A 22,895-nucleotide genomic window follows, 5' to 3' on the forward strand; every position below is an offset into this window, starting at 1 on the left:
AAAACCGTCTTTCCTACTTGTGCGTGTCGACGTCGATGTCGACGATTGTGAACTCTTCCCCCGAGATTACGCGTCCTGGCTTTCCACACGTGGGGCACAGCAGGCCGTCGAGTGGCCCCACCTGTTCGCGATGCCCGTGCGCGCATTCGACAACCGCAGGTACCCAGTCAATATCCAATTTCGCGTCCCCCAAACCGGTATCGCGACTGACGAAATCCCACGCGTATGAAAGGGTTTCTGGCACAACCTGCCGTAGAGCGCCTATCCGCAGGTGCACAGTGCGTACAGTTCGACCTTCGGCTGCTCTCGTGACAACCTTCGCTAACTGCATGCTCAACGCTACTTCGTGCACAATCTCCAAACTAGCAGTGCGAACGGACCCGAGCCGCTTACGTAAAGTTGAATGCATGGAAAAGGCAGGCGCGACCGGGGCGGGGATGGGTACGAGTATTCAACGCATTCGCTGGCGTATCGAAGGTATCGTCCAGGGGGTCGGATTCCGCCCTTTTGTCGCCACCATCGCCCGGCGCGCGGGTCTCGTCGGCTTCTGTGGCAACGATGAGCAGGGCGTATTCATCGAGGTAGAAGGCCCACCGGACGCCCTCGCTGCCTTCCGCAGCCAGCTTTTCACCGAACTGCCGGCGCTTGCCCGCATCATCAATCACTCCGCCGAGCACATCGCGACACTGGGCCATGAGCGCGAGTTCACCATCGTGCCCTCTCGCCACAGCTACTCCGGCCGCGCACTGCTTCCGCCCGACACTGCACTGTGCCCGGACTGCCGCCGTGAGTTTTTCGACCCTACCAACCCGCGCTACCTCTACCCTTTCATCTCCTGCACCAACTGCGGACCGCGCCTGTCCATCATCACTGAACTGCCCTACGACCGCCCGCGCACCACTATGGCGGCCTTTCCGATGTGCACCCCGTGCGAGCGCGAGTACACCGACCCCACCGACCGCCGCTATCACGCTCAGCCAATCAGCTGCTTCGACTGTGGCCCGCGTCTGAGCTGGCACGATGCAGGCGGCACCGCCACCGCCACCTCCCGCGAGGAGGTTCTCGCGCTCTTTCGTCGCGCACACGCACTGCTTGACGACGGCGCCCTGCTCGCCGTCAAAGGTATTGGTGGTTTTCACCTGGTCTGCGATGCCACCAATGACGCTGCCTGCGAGAAACTACGGATGCGCAAACGTCGACCCGACAAACCGTTAGCGGTAATGGCCCCCACTGTTGACACCGCTGCCCAACTGGTTGAGTTAACTGAGCAGGAGAAGCGTTTCCTCGACTCCCCTGAGGCACCGATTGTGATTGCACCGAAGCAGCGGTCGGGGCCGCTTTCCAATCTCATCGCACCGGGCCTCGACAGCTTCGGGATTATGCTTCCGTACTCAGGCATTCACCTGCTGCTTTGCGATCGCCCGCTCGTGGTCACCAGCGGCAACCTCAGTGGCGAGCCCGTCTGTACCGACAATGCCGACGTGCTGAAGAAGCTCGGTCACATCGCCGACGCTTTCATCCTCCACGACCGCGAAATCCACGTACCCGTTGAAGATTCGGTTTTCATCAGCACCGCCCCATCGCGCCGGTCCCGCGGCTTCGCTCCCGTCCCCGTTTCAATCACGCCCACCGATTCTCGTAGCCACACTGGCCCTGCCCCTGGCACTGGCCCTGGCCCTGGCCCTGGCCCTGGCACCAGCGTCCGGAGCACGTCCCAACCCACCATTTTCGCGACCGGCGGAGAGCTGAAGAACACTTTCGCTATCGCGCATGGGGACCTCGCTCACGTCTCCGCGCACATTGGCGACATGGGTTCGTGGGCCAGCCAGAAGGCCTACCAGAGAGCAGTTGACCAGCTCCTTTCCATGCGCGATGCGACCCCGGACCTTGTCGTCTGCGATCTTCATCCGGGCTACGCCACGACCGCCTTCGCCGAACGCTTCGCCGCCGAGCACGACATCGAACTCCTCGCAGTTCAGCACCACTTCGCACACGCGCTCTCCCTACTCGCGGAGCACCGTCTCCTCTCCCCCAATGCGGGTCATGCAGTTGTCGCCACTCTCGACGGGACCGGCTATGGCACCGATGGCACCATCTGGGGCGGCGAGATCCTCACGCTCAGTCGCAGTTCCACAACCTGGGAACGCACCTGGCACTGCCCCACTTTCCCGTTGGTCGGAGGCGATCGCGCCGTCACGCACCCGTGGCGGCTCGCCCTCGGTCTCGCGCACGAGTGGGAGCTTGACGACGACCACCTCCTGCGCAACCTCTCAAACGAGCGCGAAGTAACCCTGGTTGAAAGCCAGTTGGCGACGGGAGTTGGCACAGTGCAAACTTCATCTCTCGGCCGCATATTCGATGCCGCCGCAGCTCTGCTGCTTCCTCGCTGGCGCGGTGGCGGGGCCATCAGCTACGAGGCGCAAGCGGCCATGGAGTTGGAGGCAGCGGCGACTCGCTACGTGAGGTCACATGCGGAAGCGCTTGAAGCGGTCAGTTCAGAGACCAGACCAGTGCCCCTCCAGGAGGTTATCCGGGAGGCGGTAGCATCGCCCGACGCTGAGCAGGCCGCATTTGTGTTTCACTGTGGGGTCGCGGGTGTCGTCGGCAAGCGATTGGTGCAGGCTGCGGAGGAAGCCGGCACCGATGTTGTCGGCGTCAGCGGGGGTTGCGCGAATAATGCGCTGTTGATGGAGCTGCTGCGGCGCGAAGTTGCAGCTGAGGGCTTTACTCTGTTGCAGCATCAAATTGTGCCACCGGGCGATGGCGGCTTGAGTCTTGGTCAGGCGGTGGCCGGCCGCCTGCTGGCGGCAACGGGCATGGATGTCTAGCAGATGCGCGGCAGCGGGTCGCCGACCAACATGTCCACCATGCGGGTGCCGCCGAATCCGGTGACCAGCACCACGGAAGCGGCGGGCTCGTCCTCGATGGAGCCGATATCACGAGCCTCGGAAGCTCCGGCTGCGTGGAGCGCACTGAGCGCTGCCTCGGCTTGCTCGGCGGGGACAACGGCGACGAAGGTGCCTTCATTGGCGACGTAGAGCGGATCGATGCCGAGCATGTCGCAGGCACCACGGGTCATTTCACGGACCGCAATGGATTCGTCGTCAAGCACGACACCAAGTCCGGTGCCGCGGGCGAGCTCGTTGGCAACGGTCCCGAGGCCGCCGCGGGTGGCATCGCGCATCCAGCGAGTGCCGGGGGCAGCTTCGAGTAGCGCTTCGACCAGGCCGTTGACGGCACGGGTATCGGACTCGATAGGCGCGGCCAGAGCCAAGTCGCCGCGGGCGAGCATGACGGCCATGCCGTGATCGGCAATTGGACCGGAGACGAGGATGCGGTCTCCGGCCTCGATGTTTGCGTAGACAGATCCTGCCGTAGCGGCACCGGCGTAGTCGCCGCGGACCACGCCCACCCCGGCCGTGGTGATGTAGACCTGGTCACCTGCGCCCTTCGGCACAACCTTGGTATCGCCGGCGACGATGCTCACCCCTGCGGCATCGGCAGCGGTGCGCATACTCGCCACGATGCGGCGCAGAGTCGCGATCGACAGCCCCTCTTCTAGGATGAACGATGCGGTCAGCGCCAGCGGCCTGGCTCCGGCTACCGCCAGATCGTTAATCGTGCCGTTGACGGCCAAATCCCCGATGTCGCCGCCCGGGAACTCGATGGGATTGACCACATAGGAGTCGGTGGACATTGCCAACCGCGCCCCACCATGTGCAGAAGCTGCCGCAGCCTCGACGACGGCATCGGCAGCGAAGAGCCCGGAGTCGCCACCCTGCCCTAGAATTTCATTGCCATAGGCGTCGAAAAAGACCTTTTCAACCAGAGCTGCGGATGCCTTTCCACCGGAGCCGTGTTGCAAGGTGACGTAATCGTCGAGAAGCCTGAACGGACGTGCCCGAACGCGACCAATATTGGTGTTTACCTTGGCTTCGTTGGTGTTCAGACGATTCTTCGGCTGCATGCTCACTATCCCTAACTTCACAGCTGGTGGCGGACAAAACTGCTTGCGTCACTCGTCCTTCGAAAACGAGGCTCGCTGCCTCTGATGGTAGTCTCGATAAGTATTGCAAACGAGGAGAAGCGTATGTGTCTTGGTGTCCCTGCCGTCATCACAGAAGTCCACGATGCTGCCCGTGCAACAGTGGAAATTGGTGGCGTCGCACGCATGATTTCCACCGATTTACTTGTTGACGAGAACCTCACCGCCGGTGACTGGGTTCTCGTACATGTCGGTTTCGCCATGAGCAAGATCGACGAGGAAGAAGCCAGACTTTCGCTCCAGCAAATCAAACAGCTAGGCGGCGACACTTACGAGGATGAGCTGGAATCCTTCTCATCGTCACAGATCAACTGAGGGGCTGGACGGCACCATGAAATACGTTGACGAATTCCGCGACCCCGCCGCTGCGAAGAAGCTGCTCGCACGCATTGAACGCGAGGCCACCAAGCTGGAAAAGCCCATCGCGCTGATGGAAGTCTGTGGCGGGCACACGCACACCATTTACCGCTACGGCTTGGAAAACCTCCTACCCGAAAACATCGAGCTGATCCACGGACCCGGCTGCCCCGTCTGCGTCATCCCCATGGGTCGCGTCGACGATGCCATTTGGCTGGCACAGCAGGAAGACGTCATTTTCACGACCTTCGGCGACATGATGCGCGTGCCGGGGTCCGAAACGTCGCTGATGCAGGCACGTGCGCGCGGCGCCGATGTGCGCTTTGTCTACTCGCCTCTCGACGCGCTGAAGATCGCCACCGATAACCCCGATAAGCAGGTCGTTTTCTTCGCCGTTGGGTTTGAGACAACCGCCCCGTCGACTGCCGTGACCATTGAGGCCGCGCGCCGGCAGGGAGTGGAAAACTTCTCCGTATTTTCCAACCACGTACTCATCGAGCCGCCACTGCGCGCCATCGTCAACGGCGGCGAAACCAAGGTCGATGGTTTCATCGGCCCAGGTCACGTGGCTACAACCACCGGCACGGACGCCTTTGAGTTCCTGCCGCGCGAGTTTAATCTGCCAGTGGCGGTCACCGGTTTTGAGCCATTGGATGTGCTCCAGGCCGTCGTCATGCTGCTGGATCAATTCGTCAGCGGCGACGTTGCTGCCGGTAAGTCGCGGGTGGACAACCAGTACGCGCGCGTCGTTCGCTCCTCCGGCAACACCACCGCGCAGAAACTTATGGACCGCGTCTTTTCTCTCCGCGACACCTTCGAGTGGCGTGGCCTCGGCTGGATTGAAAACTCCGGCCTCGGCATCTCTGAGGAATACGCGGCATTCGACGCCGAGCGTCGTTTCCAGGTGCCGGGGCGCCGTATCCCAGACCCCGTGACCTGCGAATGCGGTTCTGTGCTCACCGGCCACATCAAGCCCTGGCAGTGCGCGGTCTTCGGCACTGCCTGCACCCCGGCGACCCCCATCGGCACCTGCATGGTCTCCCCCGAAGGTGCCTGTGCGGCGTACTACAACTTCGGCCGCATCGATCGGAAGGTCACCGAGAACCTGGCGAAATCTCGCCGCTAGTTACTCCGTAATTCCCGCACGCGCGAGCGCTGCCACCGCCTGCTTTACGACGGGCGCGTCAATCATCTCGCCATCGAGCTGAAAGGCGCCAGTGTGCGTACCTGCGTGATCGACAATCTTCCGGGCGCGGGCGAGCGTTGCTTCCGACGGCTTATATGCCTTGCGCACCGGCGGCACCATCGCCGGGTGAATACAGGCAGTAGCCAGGAATCCGCACCCCACTGCGTCGAGTGCCTCGAGATACTGGCCACGCTCATCCCGGAAATCAGCGTGAATGGCATCAATGGCGGCAATGCCCGCTGCAGCTGCATGGACCTGAACAAGTGCTCGCGCCAGACGCTGCGGGTCTCGGTAGTGGCGACGTGGGTTTTCATCCACACTCTGCCGCGAGGACACCCCGCCGAGTTCGGCGGTCAGGTCTTCGGCACCCCAGAACAGACCCACAACGTCCGGGTGCGTGGCAATCTGCTGGATATTAATCATGGCCTGCGGGGTTTCAATCATCGCGATGATCTTCAACCCCTCGAGCTCTGCGGGGATGGAGTCTCGAATCTTGGGCACCATGACGATGTCGTAATCACATGCACGGGCAAAGGCGACATCCTCCGCGAAGGTCGGAGTCCCGGGACCGGTGATCCGAAGAATAGTCGTCTCCGGGTCGAGCGGATTGTTGATGATGTTCGCACGTGCCTGCTCGTGATTGTCAACGGCAGCGCCGTCTTCCAGGTCAATGATGACCATGTCCGATCGTTCAGCAGCTTTCTGGAAACGTTCCGGACGGTCAGCCGGGGCGAAGAGTAGCGCCGGGCCAGAGGGAAGCCAAGGGAAGGTCTGTTCACCATCGAGGGAGCTAAAGCCTGTCATAGCTCCTAACCTAATTGAAAACTCGAATCACCTTCGCGCAGGGGCTCCCCCAGGAGACAACAAAACCCGCGTTGTGGCATCCATAGAGTGGAAACCACAACGCGGGCTTGCTGAGTTTTTCAGCCTTTCGCGATTAGTCGCGGTACAGCAGCAGCGCATCGCCCTGACCGCCGCCACCGCACAGGGACACACCAGCGCGACCCGAACCGCGACGGTTCAGCTCCATCGCAGCGGTCAGAGTCAGGCGGGCACCAGAGCAGCCAATCGGATGGCCGAGGGCAATCGCGCCACCGTGGATGTTGGTCTTCTCCAGCGGGTAGTCCAGCTCACGCAGGGACTTGACGGCCACCGCACCAAATGCCTCGTTGATCTCGATGAAGTCGAGCTCCTGCGCGTCCCACTCAGCGCGACGCAGGGCCTCCTTCAAAGAGTCCGCAGGCTGAGCGTGCAGGGAGTTATCCGGACCTGCGGTCTGGCCAGCCTTGCCCACAACTGCGAGGTAGTCCAGGCCGTGCTTTTCTGCGTAAGCACGCGATGCCAGCACAACTGCTGCGGCACCGTCGGAAATCGGCGAGGAGTTACCGGCAGTGATGGTGCCGTTTTCCTTCAGGAAGACCGGGCGCAGCTTAGCCAGGGTCTCCACCGTGGTCTCCGGGCGAATGCCCTGGTCGGTGTCGACAACTACCGGGTCACCCTTGCGCTGCGGAATCTCGATTGGAGCGATTTCCTGCGCGAAAATACCGTCTTCCTGCGCCTTAGCCGCACGCTGGTGAGAAGCGGCCGCAACCTCGTCCTGCTGCTCGCGGCTAATGCCGAGGTCGCTGTTCGGACCGTCGGTAAGCGTACCCATGGACACACCATCGAAGGAGTCGACCAGACCGTCGCGCTCCAAGGTGTCCTCCAGCTTCAGCGCACCGAAGGACTGGCCCTGACGAACACCGCGTGCAACGTGCGGAGCGTGCGTCATGGACTCCTGACCGCCTGCAACGACGACGTCTGCATCACCGAGACGAATCAAGCGAGCGGCGTGAATGACAGCGTTTAGGCCCGAGAGGCAGACCTTGTTAACGATCTCAGCGGTCGTATTCCATGGCAGACCTGCTTTAATGGCGACCTGTCGAGCCGGGTTCTGGCCAGCACCTGCGAGAATCACCTGGCCCAGAACGACGTGCTGAACCTCTTCCGGGGCAACGCCGGAACGCTGGACAGCGTGCTTGACAGCATGTGCGCCGAGTTCGACGGAAGTAAGCGGTGCCAGCTGGCCGAGCAGCTTGCCCTGCGGGGTGCGGGCACCGGCGAGGATAACGACATCATTCGGGCTGGGAGCTGGAAGGTTACTCATGGATGGATTCTCCTAAGTCAAATCTGATGAGTGTGGACTGACCATGATTGCTGCGTATTTAATTCTCGAGGTCAACCACGTATGCGGCTTCGGTGTTGGCCTCGATATCGGCTAGCGTCACTCCAGGTGCCAGCCTGCGTAGCACCAGGTGATCATCAGCGACATCGAAGCTTCCCAGGTTGCTAATAATCCTTTTCACTACTTTTGCACCTGTGAGGGGCAGTTCGCAGGCTTTTACCAATTTTGGTTTGCCATCTTTGGAAACGTGATCGGTCAAAACCACCACTCGAGGGGTACCAGCGACTAAGTCCATCGCGCCGCCCATGCCCTTTACCATCTTTCCCGGAATCATCCAGTTGGCCAGGTCACCGCACTGGCTAACCTCCATTGCGCCCAACACGGCCATTTTCACAGCACCGCCGCGAATCATGCCGAAGCTGGTGGCGGAGTCGAAGATTGCCGCGCCCGGCACCAATGTCACGGTCTGCTTACCCGCATTGATAAGGTCGGCGTCCTCTTCACCTTCATATGGGAAGGCGCCCATTCCCAAAATTCCGTTTTCACTCTGCAGCAGAACACGCACACCTTCGGGAATATGGTTTGCCACCAGTGTCGGAATGCCGATACCCAGATTCACATAGTCGCCATCGCGCAGCTCTTCGGCGGCCTGCTGTGCCATCTCGTCACGGCTCCAGCCCTTGTCCATAATTGTCTTCGCAGGTGCCATTTAAATCTCCTCCCCTGCTGCCGCGTCACCGGCATCGTGGCTGGAATCGGTATTGCGTTGCCGAGTTGTGCGCTTTTCAATGAGCTTCTCGCGGCCGTCACCGCGGACGATGTGCTGGATATGCACACCCGGAGTCATCACCAGATCCGGGTCGATCTCACCGCGGCCAAGCAAGTGCTCCACCTCCGCAACGGTCACCCTGCCGGATGCTGCACACAGTGGGTTGAAGTTCTGCGCGGTCCGGCGATAGACAAGGTTGCCGTCGATATCGCCGTGGTAGGCGTGCACCAGGCCAATGTCGGCAACGATGCCACGCTCCTGCACGTAGGTCTGCCCGTCGAAGTCGGCGTGGGGCTTGCCCTCTGCAACGAGCGTGCCGACGCCGGTTGCGGTGTAGAACGCCGGAATACCTGCGCCCCCTGCGCGAAGCCGCTCAGCCAGAGTTCCCTGAGGGGTGAACTCCACCTCGATTTCTCCTTCGAGGTACTGGCGGGCAAACTCCTTGTTCTCGCCGACGTAGGAGGCCACTACCTTTGCCACCTGTTTGTTCTCCAACAGAATGCCGAGCCCAGTACCGTCAATGCCCATGTTGTTGGACACGATGGTGAGGTCTTTTGCCCCGGAGTCGCGCACGCCTTCGATGAGGGTATATGGCACACCACACAGGCCAAAGCCGCCAACTGCCAGGGTCATTCCATCAGTGACAAGGCCTGCGACAAGCTCACGGCCGGTCTGATCAGTTGTTTTTGACATTCTTCTACACCCAGCCCAGGATTCGCGGAGCCATCTCACGCATCTCGACCTTGCGGACCTTGCCCGACGCGGTCATCGGGAACTCCTCGACGACGTAGACGTAGCGCGGAATCTTGTGACGCGACAGCTTGCCGTGGGCAAAGGCCGCCACATCGTCAGCGGTGAAGTCTTCCACATCGTCGTGCAGAATTACCCATGCCATAATCTCTTCGCCGTACTTGTCATCCGGCACACCGATGACCTGCGCATCGACGACAGCCGGGTGGGTGAACAGGAACTCTTCAATTTCGCGCGGGTAGATGTTCTCACCGCCACGGATGAGCATGTCCTTAATACGTCCGGTGATGGACAGGTAGCCCTCGTCGTCAAGCACACCCAAGTCGCCGGTGTGCATCCAACCGTCGGCGTCGATGGCCTCGGCGGTCTTTTCCGGGTGCTCCCAGTACTCCTTCATAACGGAGTAACCGCGAACGACAACCTCGCCCTGTTCGCCTCGCGGCAGCGTCTCACCCGTTTCTTCACAAATGATGCGGGCTTCCAAGTGCGGCATAATCTGGCCGACGGTGTTGACGCGCTTTTCCAGAGGAGAATCTGCGCGGGTCTGGAAGGACACCGGCGAGGTCTCCGTCATGCCGTAACAGATGGCAATCTCGCGCATATTGAGTTTATCCATCACATCACGCATGGTCTTCGACGGGCACGAGGTACCTGCCATCACTCCTGTGCGCAGGAGCGACAGGTCGTAGGGGGATCCGTATTCCTCCTGATCATGAGCTTCTTCAAGCTCATTGATGAACATCGTCGGCACGCCGTAGAGGCTGGTGGCCTTGGCCGAGTGCACAGCCTTGAGTGTTTCACGCGCCTTAAACGACGGGGCCGGGATGACAATAGCGGCACCGTGGGTGAAGGCGGCGAAGGTGCCAATCACCATGCCGAAGGTGTGGAAGAACGGCACCGGCACACAGATGCGGTCGGTCTCGGTGTAGCCCAACAGCTCACCGATGAAGTATCCATTGTTCAGCAGGTTGCGGTGCGTTAGCGTAGCGCCCTTGGGAAAGCCTGTCGTGCCCGAGGTGAACTGGATGTTGATTGGATCATCCGGCTTCAGCTGGGAGGTGTACTCGCTCAGGTCGTCGATTTCGCTGTGCATGTGCTCGTACCATTCGGACGAACCGAAGTAAATGACCTTGTCCAAGCGCACACCGCGCTGCTTGGAGGCCTCAATCAGCATGGTTCGGTAATCGGAGTCCTTGTAGCGGCGAGCGGCAAACACCATACGCACACCTGCCTTTTCCAGCACGTAGTTCAGTTCGTGCTGGCGGTAAGCCGGGTTGATGTTGACCAGCACCAGGCCGATGTGGTGGCAGGCGTACTGCACCACGGTCCACTCCCAGCGGTTGGTGGACCAAATGCCGATGCGGTCTCCTGGACGGTAGCCCTCCCGGATGAAAGCGCTGGCCAGGCGCAGAACCCGGTTATAGAAACGCTCAAAGGTAAAGGAGACATCCGCGTAGACGTCAACGACGGCGTCGCGGGAAGGAAATTTCTCCACAATCGCACGCAGGTTCTCACCGAGGGTCTCATCGCGAAGTGGAGCGGCGCCTTGCTCGACACCGGCGCCGAACACGTGGCTCATCTTGTTGCCATCGGCATCGACAACATCCTTGCCGTATGGTGCCGGCACAGTGGTGAAGCCCTCCGGCAGCTTCGAAGGATCAGCAGTGCGCTGTTCTGCGTGGTTCTTCAATGTCGCGGTCATGGGGAGATCTCCTTGGTTTAAGTGACTCCGCAGAGTGCGGAGTGTGTGAGAGGAAAATGTGTTCTTTAGGGGGATAAATCAGTGGTCGTTACCGGCCGTGGGACTAACCGGTTACAGCAGCTCGCCGAGCAATGGCTTCTGCTTGACGGAAGAGCGGCGCATCCACCATCTGGCCGTCAAAGCTGAAGGCACCGGTGTTCTTTTCCGCTTCCGCCAAGAGCCGACGCGCCCAATCAATCTCCTCGTCGCTGGGGCGGTAAGCCTTGCGGATTGTCGGGACCTGACCGGGGTGGATACAGACGGTGGCGGCAAATCCCAACGCAGCGGCATCTGCGGCCTCCGCAGCTAGCCCATTTGCGTCGGAGATATTGACGTAGATGGAATCCAGACTGGCCTTACCGTGCGCCGCTGCAGCCAGGTGAACGTGGCTGCGGGTATGTACCGCCACACTGCGGTAGCTACCCGCATGGATACGGCCCGGCGCGAGTGCAGCCTCTGCTTCGCTAAAGCGTGATGACGTTCCCGCCAATCCCGCCACCAGGTCCTCTGCGCCCCAGAACAGTGCAACGACACCATCGGCCTGCGCCAGCTCTTCGGCGCGCATGACCCCAAGCGGAGTTTCAATAAGGGCAATGACCTGGGTCTTCTCCCCCAGTGCCGCTACCAACTCATCCACTTGCTGAGCCGAGGAAGCCTTGGGCAGCATCACCTGGCGGAAAGCGGTGCCACGCAGCATGTCAATATCCGCTGCGTAGTCCTCAACCTCCGGTGGATTGACACGCACAATCGTGCGGGCCGGGTCGAGGTCACAGGAGGCGATATCCTCGCGGGCAGCCTCACGGTTTTCTGCGCGACAGCCGTCCTCCAGGTCCAGAATCACCATGTCGGCACGGTCAGCAGCTTTAGCGAATCGTTCCGGCCTGTCTGCCGGCGCAAACAGAATTGCAGGGCCCAGCGGCTGCCAGGATTTATGCGTAGACATGAGCCACTCACTTCCCCGCTGAAGCTGCGTTCTCGGAGCCGTCGTCAAGCGAAGTCGGTGCGCATTGGACGAGCGTGGACCGGACGGCGCGGCAGACGATCGTGCCGTCCTGATTGCGACCGATGTGCTCGAGCTCGACAATGCCCTGGTTGGGGCGAGACTTGGACCGACGCTTGTTACGGCAGACGGTCTCTGCATACAGGGTGTCGCCGTGGAACATCGGTGCGGGAAACGCCACTTCGGTGAAGCCGAGGTTGGCGACGATGGTGCCGAGCGTCAGCTGCCCGACGGACAGCCCGACAACCGTCGACAGCGTCCACATGGAGTTGACCAGACGCTCGCCGCCGAATCCCGGCTGCTGGCTCGACCAGTGCGCATCCAGATGCAGTGGCTGGGTGTTCATGGTCAGCGTCGTGAAGAGGACGTCATCGGTTTCAGTGACGGTTCGCCCCGGACGGTGCAGGTAGCGCGCGCCGACCTCGTACTCTTCGAACCACAGTCCGCGCTGGACGACGTCGTGGGTGACTTCGGTTGCGTTGTTGTCAGCCATTTTTACAGCCCCAATCCACGTGCGATCAGCATGAGCTGAACTTCGGTGGTGCCCTCGCCAATCTCCAGAATCTTGGAGTCGCGGTAGTGACGTGCCACGCGGTACTCGTTCATGAATCCGTAGCCACCGAAAATCTGTGTCGCGTCGCGCGCGTTGTCCATCGCTGCCTCGGAGGCGATCATCTTGGCGATGTACGCTTCACGACGGAAATCTGCGCCCGCGGCCATCTTTGCGGCTGCGTCGTACCACGCCATGCGTGCGGCATGCGCACGCGCTTCCATTCGTGCGATCTTGAAGGAAACAGCCTGATACTCGCCAATTGCACGGCCCATGGACTGACGTTCCTTGGCGTGACGGACCGACTCATCGACACAGCCCTGGGCGGCACCGGTGGCAAGCGCTGCAATCGCGACTCGGCCCTCCGCCAAGATGGACAGGAAGTTAGCGAAGCCGCGTCCACGGGTGCCCAGCAGGTTCTCCTGGGGGACGCGGACATCGGTGAAGGTCAGTGGGTGGGTGTCGGAGGCATTCCAACCGACCTTGTCGTAAGCCGGTTCCGCGACAAAGCCCTCCGTGCCACTCGGGACGATGATGGTAGAAATCTCCTTCTTTCCATCGTCCTTCTGGCCGGTGACTGCGGTGACAGTAACCAGCGAAGTAATATCCGTGCCGGAGTTGGTGATGAACTGCTTGGCACCGTTGATGACGAAATCATCGCCGTCTTCACGGGCGTTGGTGCGGGTGGCACCGGCGTCGGAACCTGCATCCGGCTCGGTGAGACCAAAACCGGCGAGCTTCTTACCAGCAGTCAGCTCGGGCAGGTAGGTCTCCTTCTGCTTGTCATTGCCGAAGTGGAAGATCGGCATGGCACCTAGGCCAACGCCCGCTTCCAGGGTGATAGCGACCGACTGATCGACCTTAGCCAGCTCCTCCAGAGCGATACCGAAGGACAGGTAGTCGCCGCCCATTCCACCGACTTCCTCAGGGAATGGCAGACCGAACAGGCCCATTTCTCCCATCTGCGAGACAATCTCGTACGGGAAGGTGTGGTTGCGGTCGTGCTCGGCGGAAACCGGATCGACAACTTCGTTGGCAAATTCGCGAACTACTTTCTGCAGTTCCACGTATTCGTCGTCGAGGATGGCGGTTGCAATCTTGGTGCTTTCGGACATGATGAGTGCTCCTTAAAGATTTTGTAGGTGTAGGACCTGATTGGTGCGTTTTGTGTGGGCTTTTATTCTTCGGCTTCGGCCACGGTGATGACGGCCAGCTGCTGGTCACCGGCGACCTGATCGCCCGGCGCGACGGTGAAGCTAACCTCACCTGCAATTTCGGCAGTGAGAGTGTGCTCCATCTTCATGGCCTCCATGACCAACAGAGCCTCACCAGCTTCGACGCGGGCTCCCTCCTCCACCGCCAACGCGATAATCGCGCCGGGCATCGGAGCTTGGATGACGCCAGAGCCGCCTGCATCGGCTTCGGCACCGGTGGTGACTACCTCGGTGCGGGGCAATACCCAGGTGCCGTGGGCACCGGCGACGACGTACTCTTCGTGGTTCGCCGACCCCGCATTGTCGATGGTCTCGACCAGGAAGTGCTGTGCGACTCCGTCGCGGACGATGCGCAGATGTTCCCCGTCGCGAAAGACCGAAACTTTGTAATTTCGCGGTTCTGGAACGTCGATATCTTCGTTCTCCGCTTCGGCCGACAGACCTGCGACTACGTCACCGACAACGACGTCAGCACTCGCCGGGGTGCCCACAATCGAGATCAGACGCGAGTCCTCCCCTGCCCCAAAGCGAATGCGCTGCGCGGCAGGCGCACTGGCACGCCAGCCATCCGGGGTCAGCCACGGTGAGTCGGTGGCTTGTTCAAAGCGGGAAGTCAGCCAGTCCATCGCAGCGGCGAGGTAGACATCGTCCGGTGTTTCGGAGGTGGCGAAGCCTTCCGCCACGCGGTCGAGCAGACCGGTATCAAGATCGCCGGCGCGAACCTCGGGGACGTTCAGCAGGTAGCGACAAAAGTCGATATTGACTCCGACACCTGCGACAACGGTGTCTCCGAGCGCTCGGTCCAACCGCTCGAGCGCCTGCTCACGGTTTTCCCCATGGGAGATGATCTTCATCAACATCGGGTCATAGAGAGATGAGACCTCGGAACCGTCGACAATGCCGGAATCCACCCGGATTCCCGCCCCGCTCGGCTCGACGACACGTGTGACCGTGCCACCGGTGGGCAGGAATCCCGCCGCCGGGTCTTCGGCATACACGCGAGCTTCAATCGAGTGACCGGTGAGAGTTACATCTTCCTGAGCAACCGGCAGTGGGCGTCCCGAGGCAATGTCAACCTGCAGCGCCACCAGATCCAGGCCGGTGACCTGCTCAGTCACGGGGTGCTCAACCTGCAGGCGCGTATTCATCTCCATGAAGAAGAACGACGACGGGTCCTTCGCCGGCACAATGAACTCCACCGTGCCCGCACCGACGTAGCCAACCGAGCGGGCCGCGTCACAGGCCGCTTCACCAATTGCGCTCCGCGTTTCCTCATCCAGCAGAGGGCTCGGTGCTTCCTCGATGACCTTCTGATGGCGTCGCTGCAGCGAGCACTCACGCTCGCCCAAGTGGATTACATTGCCGTGTTTATCTGCGAGAATCTGCACCTCGATATGCCGCGGGGTGTCGACGAAGTGCTCGATGAACAGGGAGTCATCGCCGAAGGCACCCGCCGCTTCACGACGGGCCGTCGCGAGCGCAGCCGGCAGGTCAGCAGCGTTTTCCACGCGGTGCATCCCCTTGCCGCCACCGCCTGCCGACGGCTTAATCAGTACCGGAAAGCCAATCGATGGGGCTGCCTCAATGAGGTCCTCGTCGCTAAGCCCGGGGCGAGACAGACCCGGCACGGTGGGAACATCGCGGGCTTCGACGGCAGCGCGGGCGGAGATTTTGTCACCCATGGTGTTGATGGCACTGGCCGGTGGGCCAATGAATTCAATACCTGCTTCCTCACAGGCGGTCGCGAAGTCTGCGTTTTCAGACAGAAAGCCGTAACCGGGGTGGATTCCGTCTGCGTCGCAGCGGCGAGCGGCATCGATAATCTTGTCGATAACCAGGTAGGACTCACGTGCCGGAGATGGGCCAATGTGGATGGCCATATCCGCCATGCGGACGTGAGGGGCGTCGGCATCGGCATCCGAGTAGACCGCGACGGAGCGAATTCCGTTGTCACGAAGGGTTCGAATAATGCGGCAGGCAATCTCCCCGCGGTTTGCGACCAATACGGTACTCAGGCTGCCGCCAGCTGCGTGGGGCTGCGTGTTGTGCGCTGTCATGTGCCCTGTGTTTCCTTTCCAGAAAATGCGGTGTCGAGAGTTTTTAGCTGGTTACTACATGCGGAAGACGCCGAAGCCCTGTTCATCCAGGGGCGCGCCACTTGCCACATCGAGGGCCATGCCAAGAATTCGGCGGGTATCTGCGGGATCGATGACACCGTCATCCCACAGGCGAGCCGATGAGTAATAGCAGTGCGACTGGCGCTCAAACTGCTCGCGGATCGGAGCTTCAAACTCCTCCTGCTCTTCCTGCGACCAGCTCTCACCTGAGCGTTCAATCTGGTTGCGACGAACCGCCGACAGCGTCATCGCCGCCTGTGGACCGCCCATGACGGAAATGCGAGCATTCGGCCACATCCAGAGGAAGCGCGGCGAATATGCGCGACCGCACATGGAGTAGTTGCCGGCGCCGAAGGCACCACCGATGACTACGGTGAACTTGGGCACGCGGGTGGTAGCCACGGCGTTGACCATCTTGGCGCCGTGCTTTGCGATACCGCCGGCCTCGTATTCGCGACCAACCATGAAGCCCGTGGTGTTCTGCAGGAATACCAGTGGGATGCCGCGCTGATCACACAGCTCGATGAAGTGCGCGCCCTTCTGCGCAGATTCCGCGAAGAGAATGCCGTTGTTGGCGATAATGCCGACGCGGTGGCCGTGGATGCGGGCGAAAGCAGTGACCAGGGTCGTACCAAATTCGGCCTTAAACTCCTGGTATTGACCTCCATCCACAATAATTTCAATAACCTCGTGAACGTCGTAAGGCACTTTGGCATCGACGGGGACGACATCGTAAAGATCGGTCTGGTTGCGAGTCGGCGAGACGGTGGATTCTGTGTCCCACGGAACTTCCGGGTCCTTGGGGAGCGTTGCGACGATATCGCGGACACGACGCAGTGCGTCGGCATCGTTAACCGCGAGGTGGTCAGTAACGCCGGAGGTCTTGGAGTGCAGTTCGCCGCCACCGAGTTCCTCTGGTGTGACATCTTCACCAGTTGCAGCCTTAACCAGTGGCGGGCCTGCCAGGAAGATGGTGCCCTGGTTTTTCACAATGACCGCTTCATCGCTCATCGCCGGCACATAGGCGCCACCGGCGGTACAGGATCCCATCACGGCGGCAATCTGCGGAATCCCGCGAGCGGAAAGGTTGGCCTGGTTGTAGAAAATGCGACCGAAATGATCGCGATCAGGGAAAACTTCATCCTGGTTGAGAAGCATGGCCCCGCCGGAGTCGACCAGGTAAATGCACGGCAAGTGGTTAAGGCTGGCAATCTCCTGTGCGCGCAGGTGCTTCTTGACAGTCAACGGGTAGTACGTTCCGCCGGAAACGGTTGCGTCATTGGCTACAACCAGGCAGCGACGACCTTCGATGATGCCAATGCCGGCGATGACGCCAGCAGCCGGAACCTTGCCGCCATACATTTCGTGGGCCGCTAGCGGTGCGACCTCAAGGAAAGGGCTGCCGGGGTCAAGCAGTTGGTTGATGCGCTGACGTGGCAGCAGCTTACCGCGGGAAATATGGCGAGCACGGGCACGTTCGGAACCACCGCGTGCTGTTGTGCTAAGCAGCTCTTTGAGCTCTGCGACGAGCTCTTCGTGGCGCTGTCGGTTGGTCAATGCTGGAGCGTGAGTCATGGGCGAAATACTTTCCGTTAATGACTATTAACTTTCTTGACGAAAAGATTAATGTGACCCCAGTCACCTCACAACAAATTTTGTTTCTTAGACCACACTTTCACCCCCGGAAGTCTTTTATGCAGCTTGAAATACACACCTCTCCCCGAGGTCGCAACATGTTTCCAATAGAGATTTATGTTTCCCCTAGAAATCTGTTTCGGGGGTGAATTCAACTGAATGTGAGCGCCCTGCACCGCACAACAAAGCCGCCTGACCTCACACTGCTGAGCACAGTGAGGCCAGACGGCAGAAGAATGAATACGGATTATTGGTTGTTAATGCCCAGCGCAGCGAGGGCCATCTCAAAGGCATTTTCCCTTGTCGCCTCGGGGCCCGCCCATTTGAGCACATGCCTGGAAGAGTTAATCAACCCAGCGGTGAGCTGGACTTTAAGCTGCGCCTCGTCGGAGGTGAGTTCGGGCTGTAGTTCACGCAGAGCGTCCACCCATAAGACCATGTAAAGACGCTGCAAGGAACGCACTTTTGCGCTCTGCTCTGGCGCCAGATTTCCCCCTTCGCGCTCTTGGACACGAATGCGATCGGGCTCCGTGACTGCAAAATGCACGTGATGCGCAAGGAGGCCCCGAAGAGTCTCCTCTGGCTCCCAATCATTGCTCTTTGCTCGATCGAGAACTGCTCGCGCACCATCGACAAGTCGGATAGAAATATCGATGAGGATCTGCGCCAACAGCTCTTCCTTGCCGCTGAAGTAACGGTAAAGAGCTGGGCCAGAAATGCCGACAGCGGAGCCAACATCCTCCAACCGAGTCTGATGAAACCCTCGGTCGGCCAGGATCGCAGCAGCAGCGGAGAGAATCTCTGCTTCTCGACGCCGTCGCGCTTCGGTTCTACGTGACATAAGCCCTTATGTTAAACGCATTGGAGCCATTTCGTCTGCATAATTATCACCAGCGCCTGCCCTCAGCGTGTGTTCACATAGACCACGGCTCGACAACAGACACACATCCTCGCCCACAGGTCCCCACACGTCCGGGTAGAGAAAAACCGCCGAGGTGACAGTTAGCACCGCGGCGGTTAGCCCCTAATCCAGTAAGGAATTAGTGGAAGAAGTGACGAGTACCTGTCATGTACATGGTGACGCCAGCTTCCTTGGCAGCAGCTATGACCTCTTCGTCACGGATGGAACCACCTGGCTGGACAACTGCCTTCACACCGGCATCAATCAGGACCTGCAGACCGTCAGCGAACGGGAAGAAGGCATCGGACGCAGCGTAGGCCCCCTGAGTACGGTTTTCTCCGTCGGCAAGCGTATTTGCGCGCTCAACGGCGAGCTTTGCGGAGTCCACGCGGTTGACCTGGCCCATGCCGACGCCGACGGTGGCGTTGTTCTTGGACAGCAGGATGGCGTTGGACTTCACAGCGCGGACGGAGCGCCATGCAAACTCGAGCTCAGCCAGCTCTTCAGCATTCAATGCCTCGCCGGTGGCCAGCTCCCAGTTCTCCGGCTTATCACCCTCTGCCTGGTAAGTATCCGGATCCTGGGTGAGCAGACCACCCGAGATAAACTTGTTCTCGGTGGTCGGTGCTTCGTACTCGGCGACGAGAATACGCAGATTCTTCTTGGCCTTCAGCACCTCAACGGCACCGTCTTCGTAGGACGGAGCGACGATGACCTCGGTGAAGATGTCCTTGACCTGTTCGGCCATCTCAACGGAGACCTCGCGGTTGACGGCAATGACACCGCCGAATGCGGACATCGGGTCACATGCGTGAGCTGCGCGGTGAGCTGCGGCGATGGACTCATCCGAGACTGCGATGCCGCACGGGTTAGCGTGCTTGATGATTGCCACACACGGGCGCTCGTGATCCCAGGCGGCACGCCATGCGGCGTCGGCATCCTGGTAGTTGTTGTACGACATCTCCTTGCCGTTCAGCTGCTTGGCGTTTGCCAGCCCCTTGGTACCAATGCGGGTCAGAGTTGCCGACTGGTGAGAGTTCTCGCCGTAGCGCAGCGGAGTCGGAGTGGATCCCTCAGCGCCACCGAGCTGCTCAACAAACCAGTTGGACACAGCTGCGTCGTAATCAGCGGTGTGCAGGAATGCGTCGCGAGCGAACTCACGGCGCTGCTCGAGGGTGAAGCCGCCTTCCTTCACGGCGGTAGCGACATCGCCGTAACGAGCCGGGTCGACGACGATGGCAACCGACGGGTGGTTCTTCGCCGCAGCGCGAACCATCGACGGGCCTCCAATGTCGATCTGCTCCACGCATTCGTCGTAGGAAGCGCCCGAGGCAACGGTCTCCCGGAACGGGTACAGGTTAACGACAACGAGCTGGAAAGCCTCCACACCGAGCTCCTTCAGCTGAGCCAGGTGGTCTTCCTTGCGGGTATCAGCCAGAATGCCGGCGTGAACACGCGGGTGCAGCGTCTTCACGCGGCCCTCGAGGCACTCCGGGAAACCAGTGAGATCCTCAACCGGGGTCACAGGCACGCCAGCTGCAGCAATCTTGCCAGCCGTGGAACCGGTGGAAACGATTTCCACGCCAGCCTCGTGCAGGTCGCGAGCCAGCTCCTCGAGCCCAGTCTTGTCGTAGACGCTAATCAGAGCGCGCTTGATCGGTTTACGCTGCGTGTTGTCGTTGGTCATTTCAGATAAGCCTTTCGTCCGTCACGCTCAATTCCGTGATCGGCAATCGAGTGCAATACATCAACCAGGAGTCGGCGTTCGACAACCTTGATTCGTTCGTGCAGGGTCTCCACCGTGTCGTCGTCCTCGACGGCCACTGGCTGTTGCGCCAGAATCGGCCCGGTGTCCACTCCATTATCAACGATATGCACGGTCGTGCCGGTGACCTTCACCCCGTAGTCAAGTGCATCCGGTACCGCACGCGCCCCTGGGAAGGACGGCAGCAGCGCTGGGTGCGTATTAATGATGCGATTGCTGTAGGCCTCCACAAATGATGGCCCCAGAATGCGCATGAAACCCGCCGAGACAACGATATCCGGCGAAAAACTGTTCACGGCCTCTAAAACACGAATATCCCAACCTTCTCGGTCCTTCTTTGCCTCAGCATCGAAAGGCACCCGAAAAGTTGGGATATTGAGGTTTTGAGCCCTCTCCAGCGCCGGACAATCCTTGTCCGAACCAACCGCGACAATCTGAACCTTTTCAGCGTCCAGCAGTTCCAGCATCGACTGCAAAAGGGAGCCCAGGCCAGAGGCCAGGACTACGATGCGGAGCTGCTTGCTGGAGGAATTATTGTGCGAAATTTCTGCGACGGGCTGTGCTTCAGTCACGGCGTTTAGCTTACCCAGCCCGGCAGAGACCCCAAATTCCGCTCCCCCTAAGTTGGCTTAGCTCTTTTGGCTTGACGACGGTTCCCCGTCGCCGCCTTCCTCCGAGTCTTCGGTGTCCTCATCGGATTCGTCCTCGTCGGTCGCATCTACTTCGCCCGATGCTTCTCCGCCTGCGGCGCTTTCTGAATCCTCTTCAGAGTCGTCCGATTCCTCAGCGTCTTCTGAAGTGTCTTCAGACTCAGCACCGGACTCTGATTCCTCCTCTGTGTCGGACTCGGCTTCGTCTTCGGAGGTCGCTTCATCTTCGGAGGTCGCTTCATCTTCGGAGGTCGCTACGACTTCCCCGTCGACAATCTCCTCCGACTCCTCCGAACCGCTCCCGTCATTGTCGGACTTATCGGCGTCGCCGGCATCCTCAGCCTCAGCATGACCGTTTCCATCTCCCGCAGGCTTCGGCGGGAACTTCTCGGCGGCCACTTCCGAGACTCCCTTGTCCCTACCAAGTGACGGCACACCGGTCATCGCAACAACCACGATGGCCCCCGGAACAACCAGCCACATCGAGCCGAGCAGTCCAGTCAGCCACCAGGAGGCACCGGCCCACCCAAAGATGCCAACCTCACCGCCGAGCAGCCAAGCCAGCCCCATGAGGAAGATGATCGACCACACGGCAGCGAGAACGACGACCAGGTAGGGCTGCTTCGGTGCAGATTTCTTCAGGAATGCCACGACGCGCCAAGCCGCAACGGCTGGCGGTAGCACAATCAGCACTCCGAAAGCCCAGTGCACCAGCGACTGAGGCATGGCAGCCAAAATCGGCAGCGGTGGCAGCTGAGCCGGGTGCACTGCGAACAGCCCAGCCTCCGCTGGCCCAAACGTCGATTTTCCGCCCACCAGCACACCGACAGCACCGAAGGCCACATTTGGCAGGTACAGCAGCGAGAGGCCGCTGACCGCAACACTTTCACCGACGGTATCCGTGATTGCAAATGTCTCTGCCAGCAACTCTCGATGCCAAATCAGCGAAACGAGTGTCACCACAACACCGGCCAGCCACAGCCATGCCACGTAGCTGCCCGCCAGACGGGCCGACCCGAGCAACCACTCCGGCAGCTTCCGGCGCAGCAGTAGTGCACGCAGCAACCGCTGCCCCATTCCCAGCACCAAGGCCACGAGATTTACAAGCAGCGCGGCTGCAATCGCAAGGCCGAAACTAGGGGTCTGAACGCGGGGAAACACCTTCGACGCGTCGTAAAGCATGAGCCACGCGATGATGGTGAGAACAATGGGCGTGCCCAGATACGCGCCGACCAACGCGCGCACATCCTTGATGCTGATGCGGTCAGCGACCTCGCGGCGCACCCGCCAAGCGATGAATGCCACCATCAGCACTGCGGGTAGCGCCGGCGTGAGCCCCAGCGTCGTGCCGTTAAAGCGGAACGGGGCAAGGTTAAACATCATCCACATCGACGCGATACTCGCTGGAAGCGGAGACATTCCAGCGCCACTGACGATGACGCCAATCAGAGCTACCGAGATGATGAACAGCAATACGACGCCGTAAGAACCGGCAACAGACAGCCCAAACCGGCGTGTACGAGGCGAGTTAATGAAACGACGGAACCCCGAGGGACGCCCCTTGCGTGACGACGTTCCGGAGCCCCCCGCTTTCATCTTCGTCGTGGCGGCTCGATTGCTGTCGGCACCGACGCTGCGCGCACCGCCAGTCTGACCGGCCTGCGTATTCTGCCATGCGCGGGCAGTGCGCTCGCTGCGGACGCTACGGGAACCCCCGCCGCTGCCACCGGCACCGGTGCGGCTTCGCCGATTTCGATCGCTACCGGAGGAACCTCTCCGCGAATCCGCGCCTTTCACAGTGACATCGTCCTTCCCGCGTCTAATCATTGACAGCTGATTGCCCACCTATATAGATAGGGTGCCACGCAAGGGTGCGTCACAGCCATGGCCATATAGTGCCATACATACAACGCCTCTTTGTTTAGGCATTGCAGAGTCTAATTTGAAGGTACGGATCCCAGGACGGACGGTATCCGTTGAGTCCGATCTCCTTTTGCCCCCTCCCCCCCCCAAAGTGGCTTCACCTTTGGTTTCCATTTGTCAACGCCGAT

Annotated in this window: 19 protein-coding genes; 3 read left to right on the forward strand and 16 right to left on the reverse strand. The window is 60.4% G+C overall.

Annotated elements, in window-relative coordinates; genetic code table 11:
* Positions 1–13: 13 nt before the first annotated feature.
* Positions 14–409: a hydrogenase maturation nickel metallochaperone HypA gene (locus tag QP982_RS02835; protein WP_049172778.1), complete on the reverse strand. Its 396-nt coding sequence runs from the start codon at positions 407–409 to the stop codon at positions 14–16.
* Here QP982_RS02835 and QP982_RS02840 point away from each other — a divergent pair.
* The gene (locus QP982_RS02840; protein WP_284870193.1) at positions 408–2,828 is read left to right on the forward strand and encodes a carbamoyltransferase HypF; all 2,421 of its coding nucleotides are present in this window, start codon (positions 408–410) and stop codon (positions 2,826–2,828) included. The genes QP982_RS02835 and QP982_RS02840 overlap by 2 nt on opposite strands.
* Here QP982_RS02840 and hypE read toward each other — a convergent pair.
* Positions 2,825–3,967, reverse strand: a complete 1,143-nt coding sequence (hypE, locus tag QP982_RS02845) for a hydrogenase expression/formation protein HypE (RefSeq protein WP_284870194.1) — start codon at positions 3,965–3,967, stop codon at positions 2,825–2,827. The genes QP982_RS02840 and hypE overlap by 4 nt on opposite strands.
* A gap of 123 nt (positions 3,968–4,090) precedes the next feature.
* On the opposite strand from hypE, the gene QP982_RS02850 reads away from it, so the two are divergent.
* Positions 4,091–4,360, forward strand: coding sequence for a HypC/HybG/HupF family hydrogenase formation chaperone (locus tag QP982_RS02850; protein WP_049172773.1), 270 nt, complete (start codon positions 4,091–4,093; stop codon positions 4,358–4,360).
* A gap of 16 nt (positions 4,361–4,376) precedes the next feature.
* Positions 4,377–5,528, forward strand: a complete 1,152-nt coding sequence (gene hypD, locus QP982_RS02855; RefSeq protein WP_049193290.1) for a hydrogenase formation protein HypD — start codon at positions 4,377–4,379, stop codon at positions 5,526–5,528.
* Here hypD and QP982_RS02860 read toward each other — a convergent pair whose 3' ends face one another.
* The 14 genes from QP982_RS02860 to QP982_RS02925 all read right to left on the reverse strand — a co-directional run bounded on the left by QP982_RS02860 (position 5,529) and on the right by QP982_RS02925 (position 22,671).
* On the reverse strand, positions 5,529–6,392 hold the full coding sequence (locus tag QP982_RS02860; RefSeq protein WP_284870196.1) for an HpcH/HpaI aldolase/citrate lyase family protein: 864 nt from the start codon (positions 6,390–6,392) through the stop codon (positions 5,529–5,531).
* Positions 6,393–6,525: 133 nt separating this feature from the next.
* Positions 6,526–7,734: an acetyl-CoA C-acetyltransferase gene (locus QP982_RS02865; RefSeq protein WP_049172766.1), complete on the reverse strand. Its 1,209-nt coding sequence runs from the start codon at positions 7,732–7,734 to the stop codon at positions 6,526–6,528.
* Between the two features lie 58 nt (positions 7,735–7,792).
* Complete coding sequence (locus QP982_RS02870; RefSeq protein WP_005509864.1) at positions 7,793–8,461, reverse strand: CoA transferase subunit B; 669 nt, start codon at positions 8,459–8,461, stop codon at positions 7,793–7,795.
* Complete coding sequence (locus QP982_RS02875; protein WP_049172764.1) at positions 8,462–9,214, reverse strand: CoA transferase subunit A; 753 nt, start codon at positions 9,212–9,214, stop codon at positions 8,462–8,464.
* 4 nt (positions 9,215–9,218) lie between these two features.
* On the reverse strand, positions 9,219–10,973 hold the full coding sequence (locus tag QP982_RS02880) for an AMP-binding protein (protein WP_284870197.1): 1,755 nt from the start codon (positions 10,971–10,973) through the stop codon (positions 9,219–9,221).
* A gap of 103 nt (positions 10,974–11,076) precedes the next feature.
* The gene (locus QP982_RS02885; RefSeq protein ID WP_049172762.1) at positions 11,077–11,955 is read right to left on the reverse strand and encodes an HpcH/HpaI aldolase/citrate lyase family protein; all 879 of its coding nucleotides are present in this window, start codon (positions 11,953–11,955) and stop codon (positions 11,077–11,079) included.
* Between the two features lie 7 nt (positions 11,956–11,962).
* Entirely contained in the window at positions 11,963–12,505 is a 543-nt protein-coding gene (locus QP982_RS02890) for a MaoC family dehydratase (protein ID WP_049172760.1), read from the reverse strand.
* Positions 12,506–12,507: 2 nt separating this feature from the next.
* Complete coding sequence (locus tag QP982_RS02895) at positions 12,508–13,677, reverse strand: acyl-CoA dehydrogenase family protein (RefSeq protein WP_049193284.1); 1,170 nt, start codon at positions 13,675–13,677, stop codon at positions 12,508–12,510.
* A 62-nt stretch (positions 13,678–13,739) separates the two neighbouring features.
* Entirely contained in the window at positions 13,740–15,833 is a 2,094-nt protein-coding gene (locus QP982_RS02900; RefSeq protein WP_049172756.1) for an acetyl-CoA carboxylase biotin carboxylase subunit, read from the reverse strand.
* 54 nt (positions 15,834–15,887) lie between these two features.
* Positions 15,888–17,468 carry a carboxyl transferase domain-containing protein gene (locus QP982_RS02905; protein WP_284870199.1) on the reverse strand — a complete coding sequence of 527 codons (1,581 nt, stop codon included), beginning with the start codon at positions 17,466–17,468 and terminating at the stop codon, positions 15,888–15,890.
* 307 nt (positions 17,469–17,775) lie between these two features.
* Complete coding sequence (locus tag QP982_RS02910; protein WP_016422168.1) at positions 17,776–18,369, reverse strand: TetR/AcrR family transcriptional regulator; 594 nt, start codon at positions 18,367–18,369, stop codon at positions 17,776–17,778.
* 199 nt (positions 18,370–18,568) lie between these two features.
* A complete protein-coding gene (gene purH / locus QP982_RS02915) occupies positions 18,569–20,116 on the reverse strand; it encodes a bifunctional phosphoribosylaminoimidazolecarboxamide formyltransferase/IMP cyclohydrolase (RefSeq protein ID WP_016422167.1) in 1,548 nt (515 codons plus the stop codon).
* Positions 20,113–20,766, reverse strand: a complete 654-nt coding sequence (gene purN, locus QP982_RS02920) for a phosphoribosylglycinamide formyltransferase (protein WP_016422166.1) — start codon at positions 20,764–20,766, stop codon at positions 20,113–20,115. Before purN ends, purH begins: the two co-directional genes overlap by 4 nt.
* A gap of 57 nt (positions 20,767–20,823) precedes the next feature.
* Complete coding sequence (locus tag QP982_RS02925; RefSeq protein ID WP_284870200.1) at positions 20,824–22,671, reverse strand: cell division protein PerM; 1,848 nt, start codon at positions 22,669–22,671, stop codon at positions 20,824–20,826.
* Between the last annotated feature and the right edge of the window lie 224 nt (positions 22,672–22,895).

Origin of the sequence: Corynebacterium sp. MSK019 (assembly GCF_030232425.1) — a bacterium.
In the GTDB taxonomy this organism is placed as follows: Bacteria; Actinomycetota; Actinomycetes; order Mycobacteriales; family Mycobacteriaceae; genus Corynebacterium; species Corynebacterium jeikeium_D.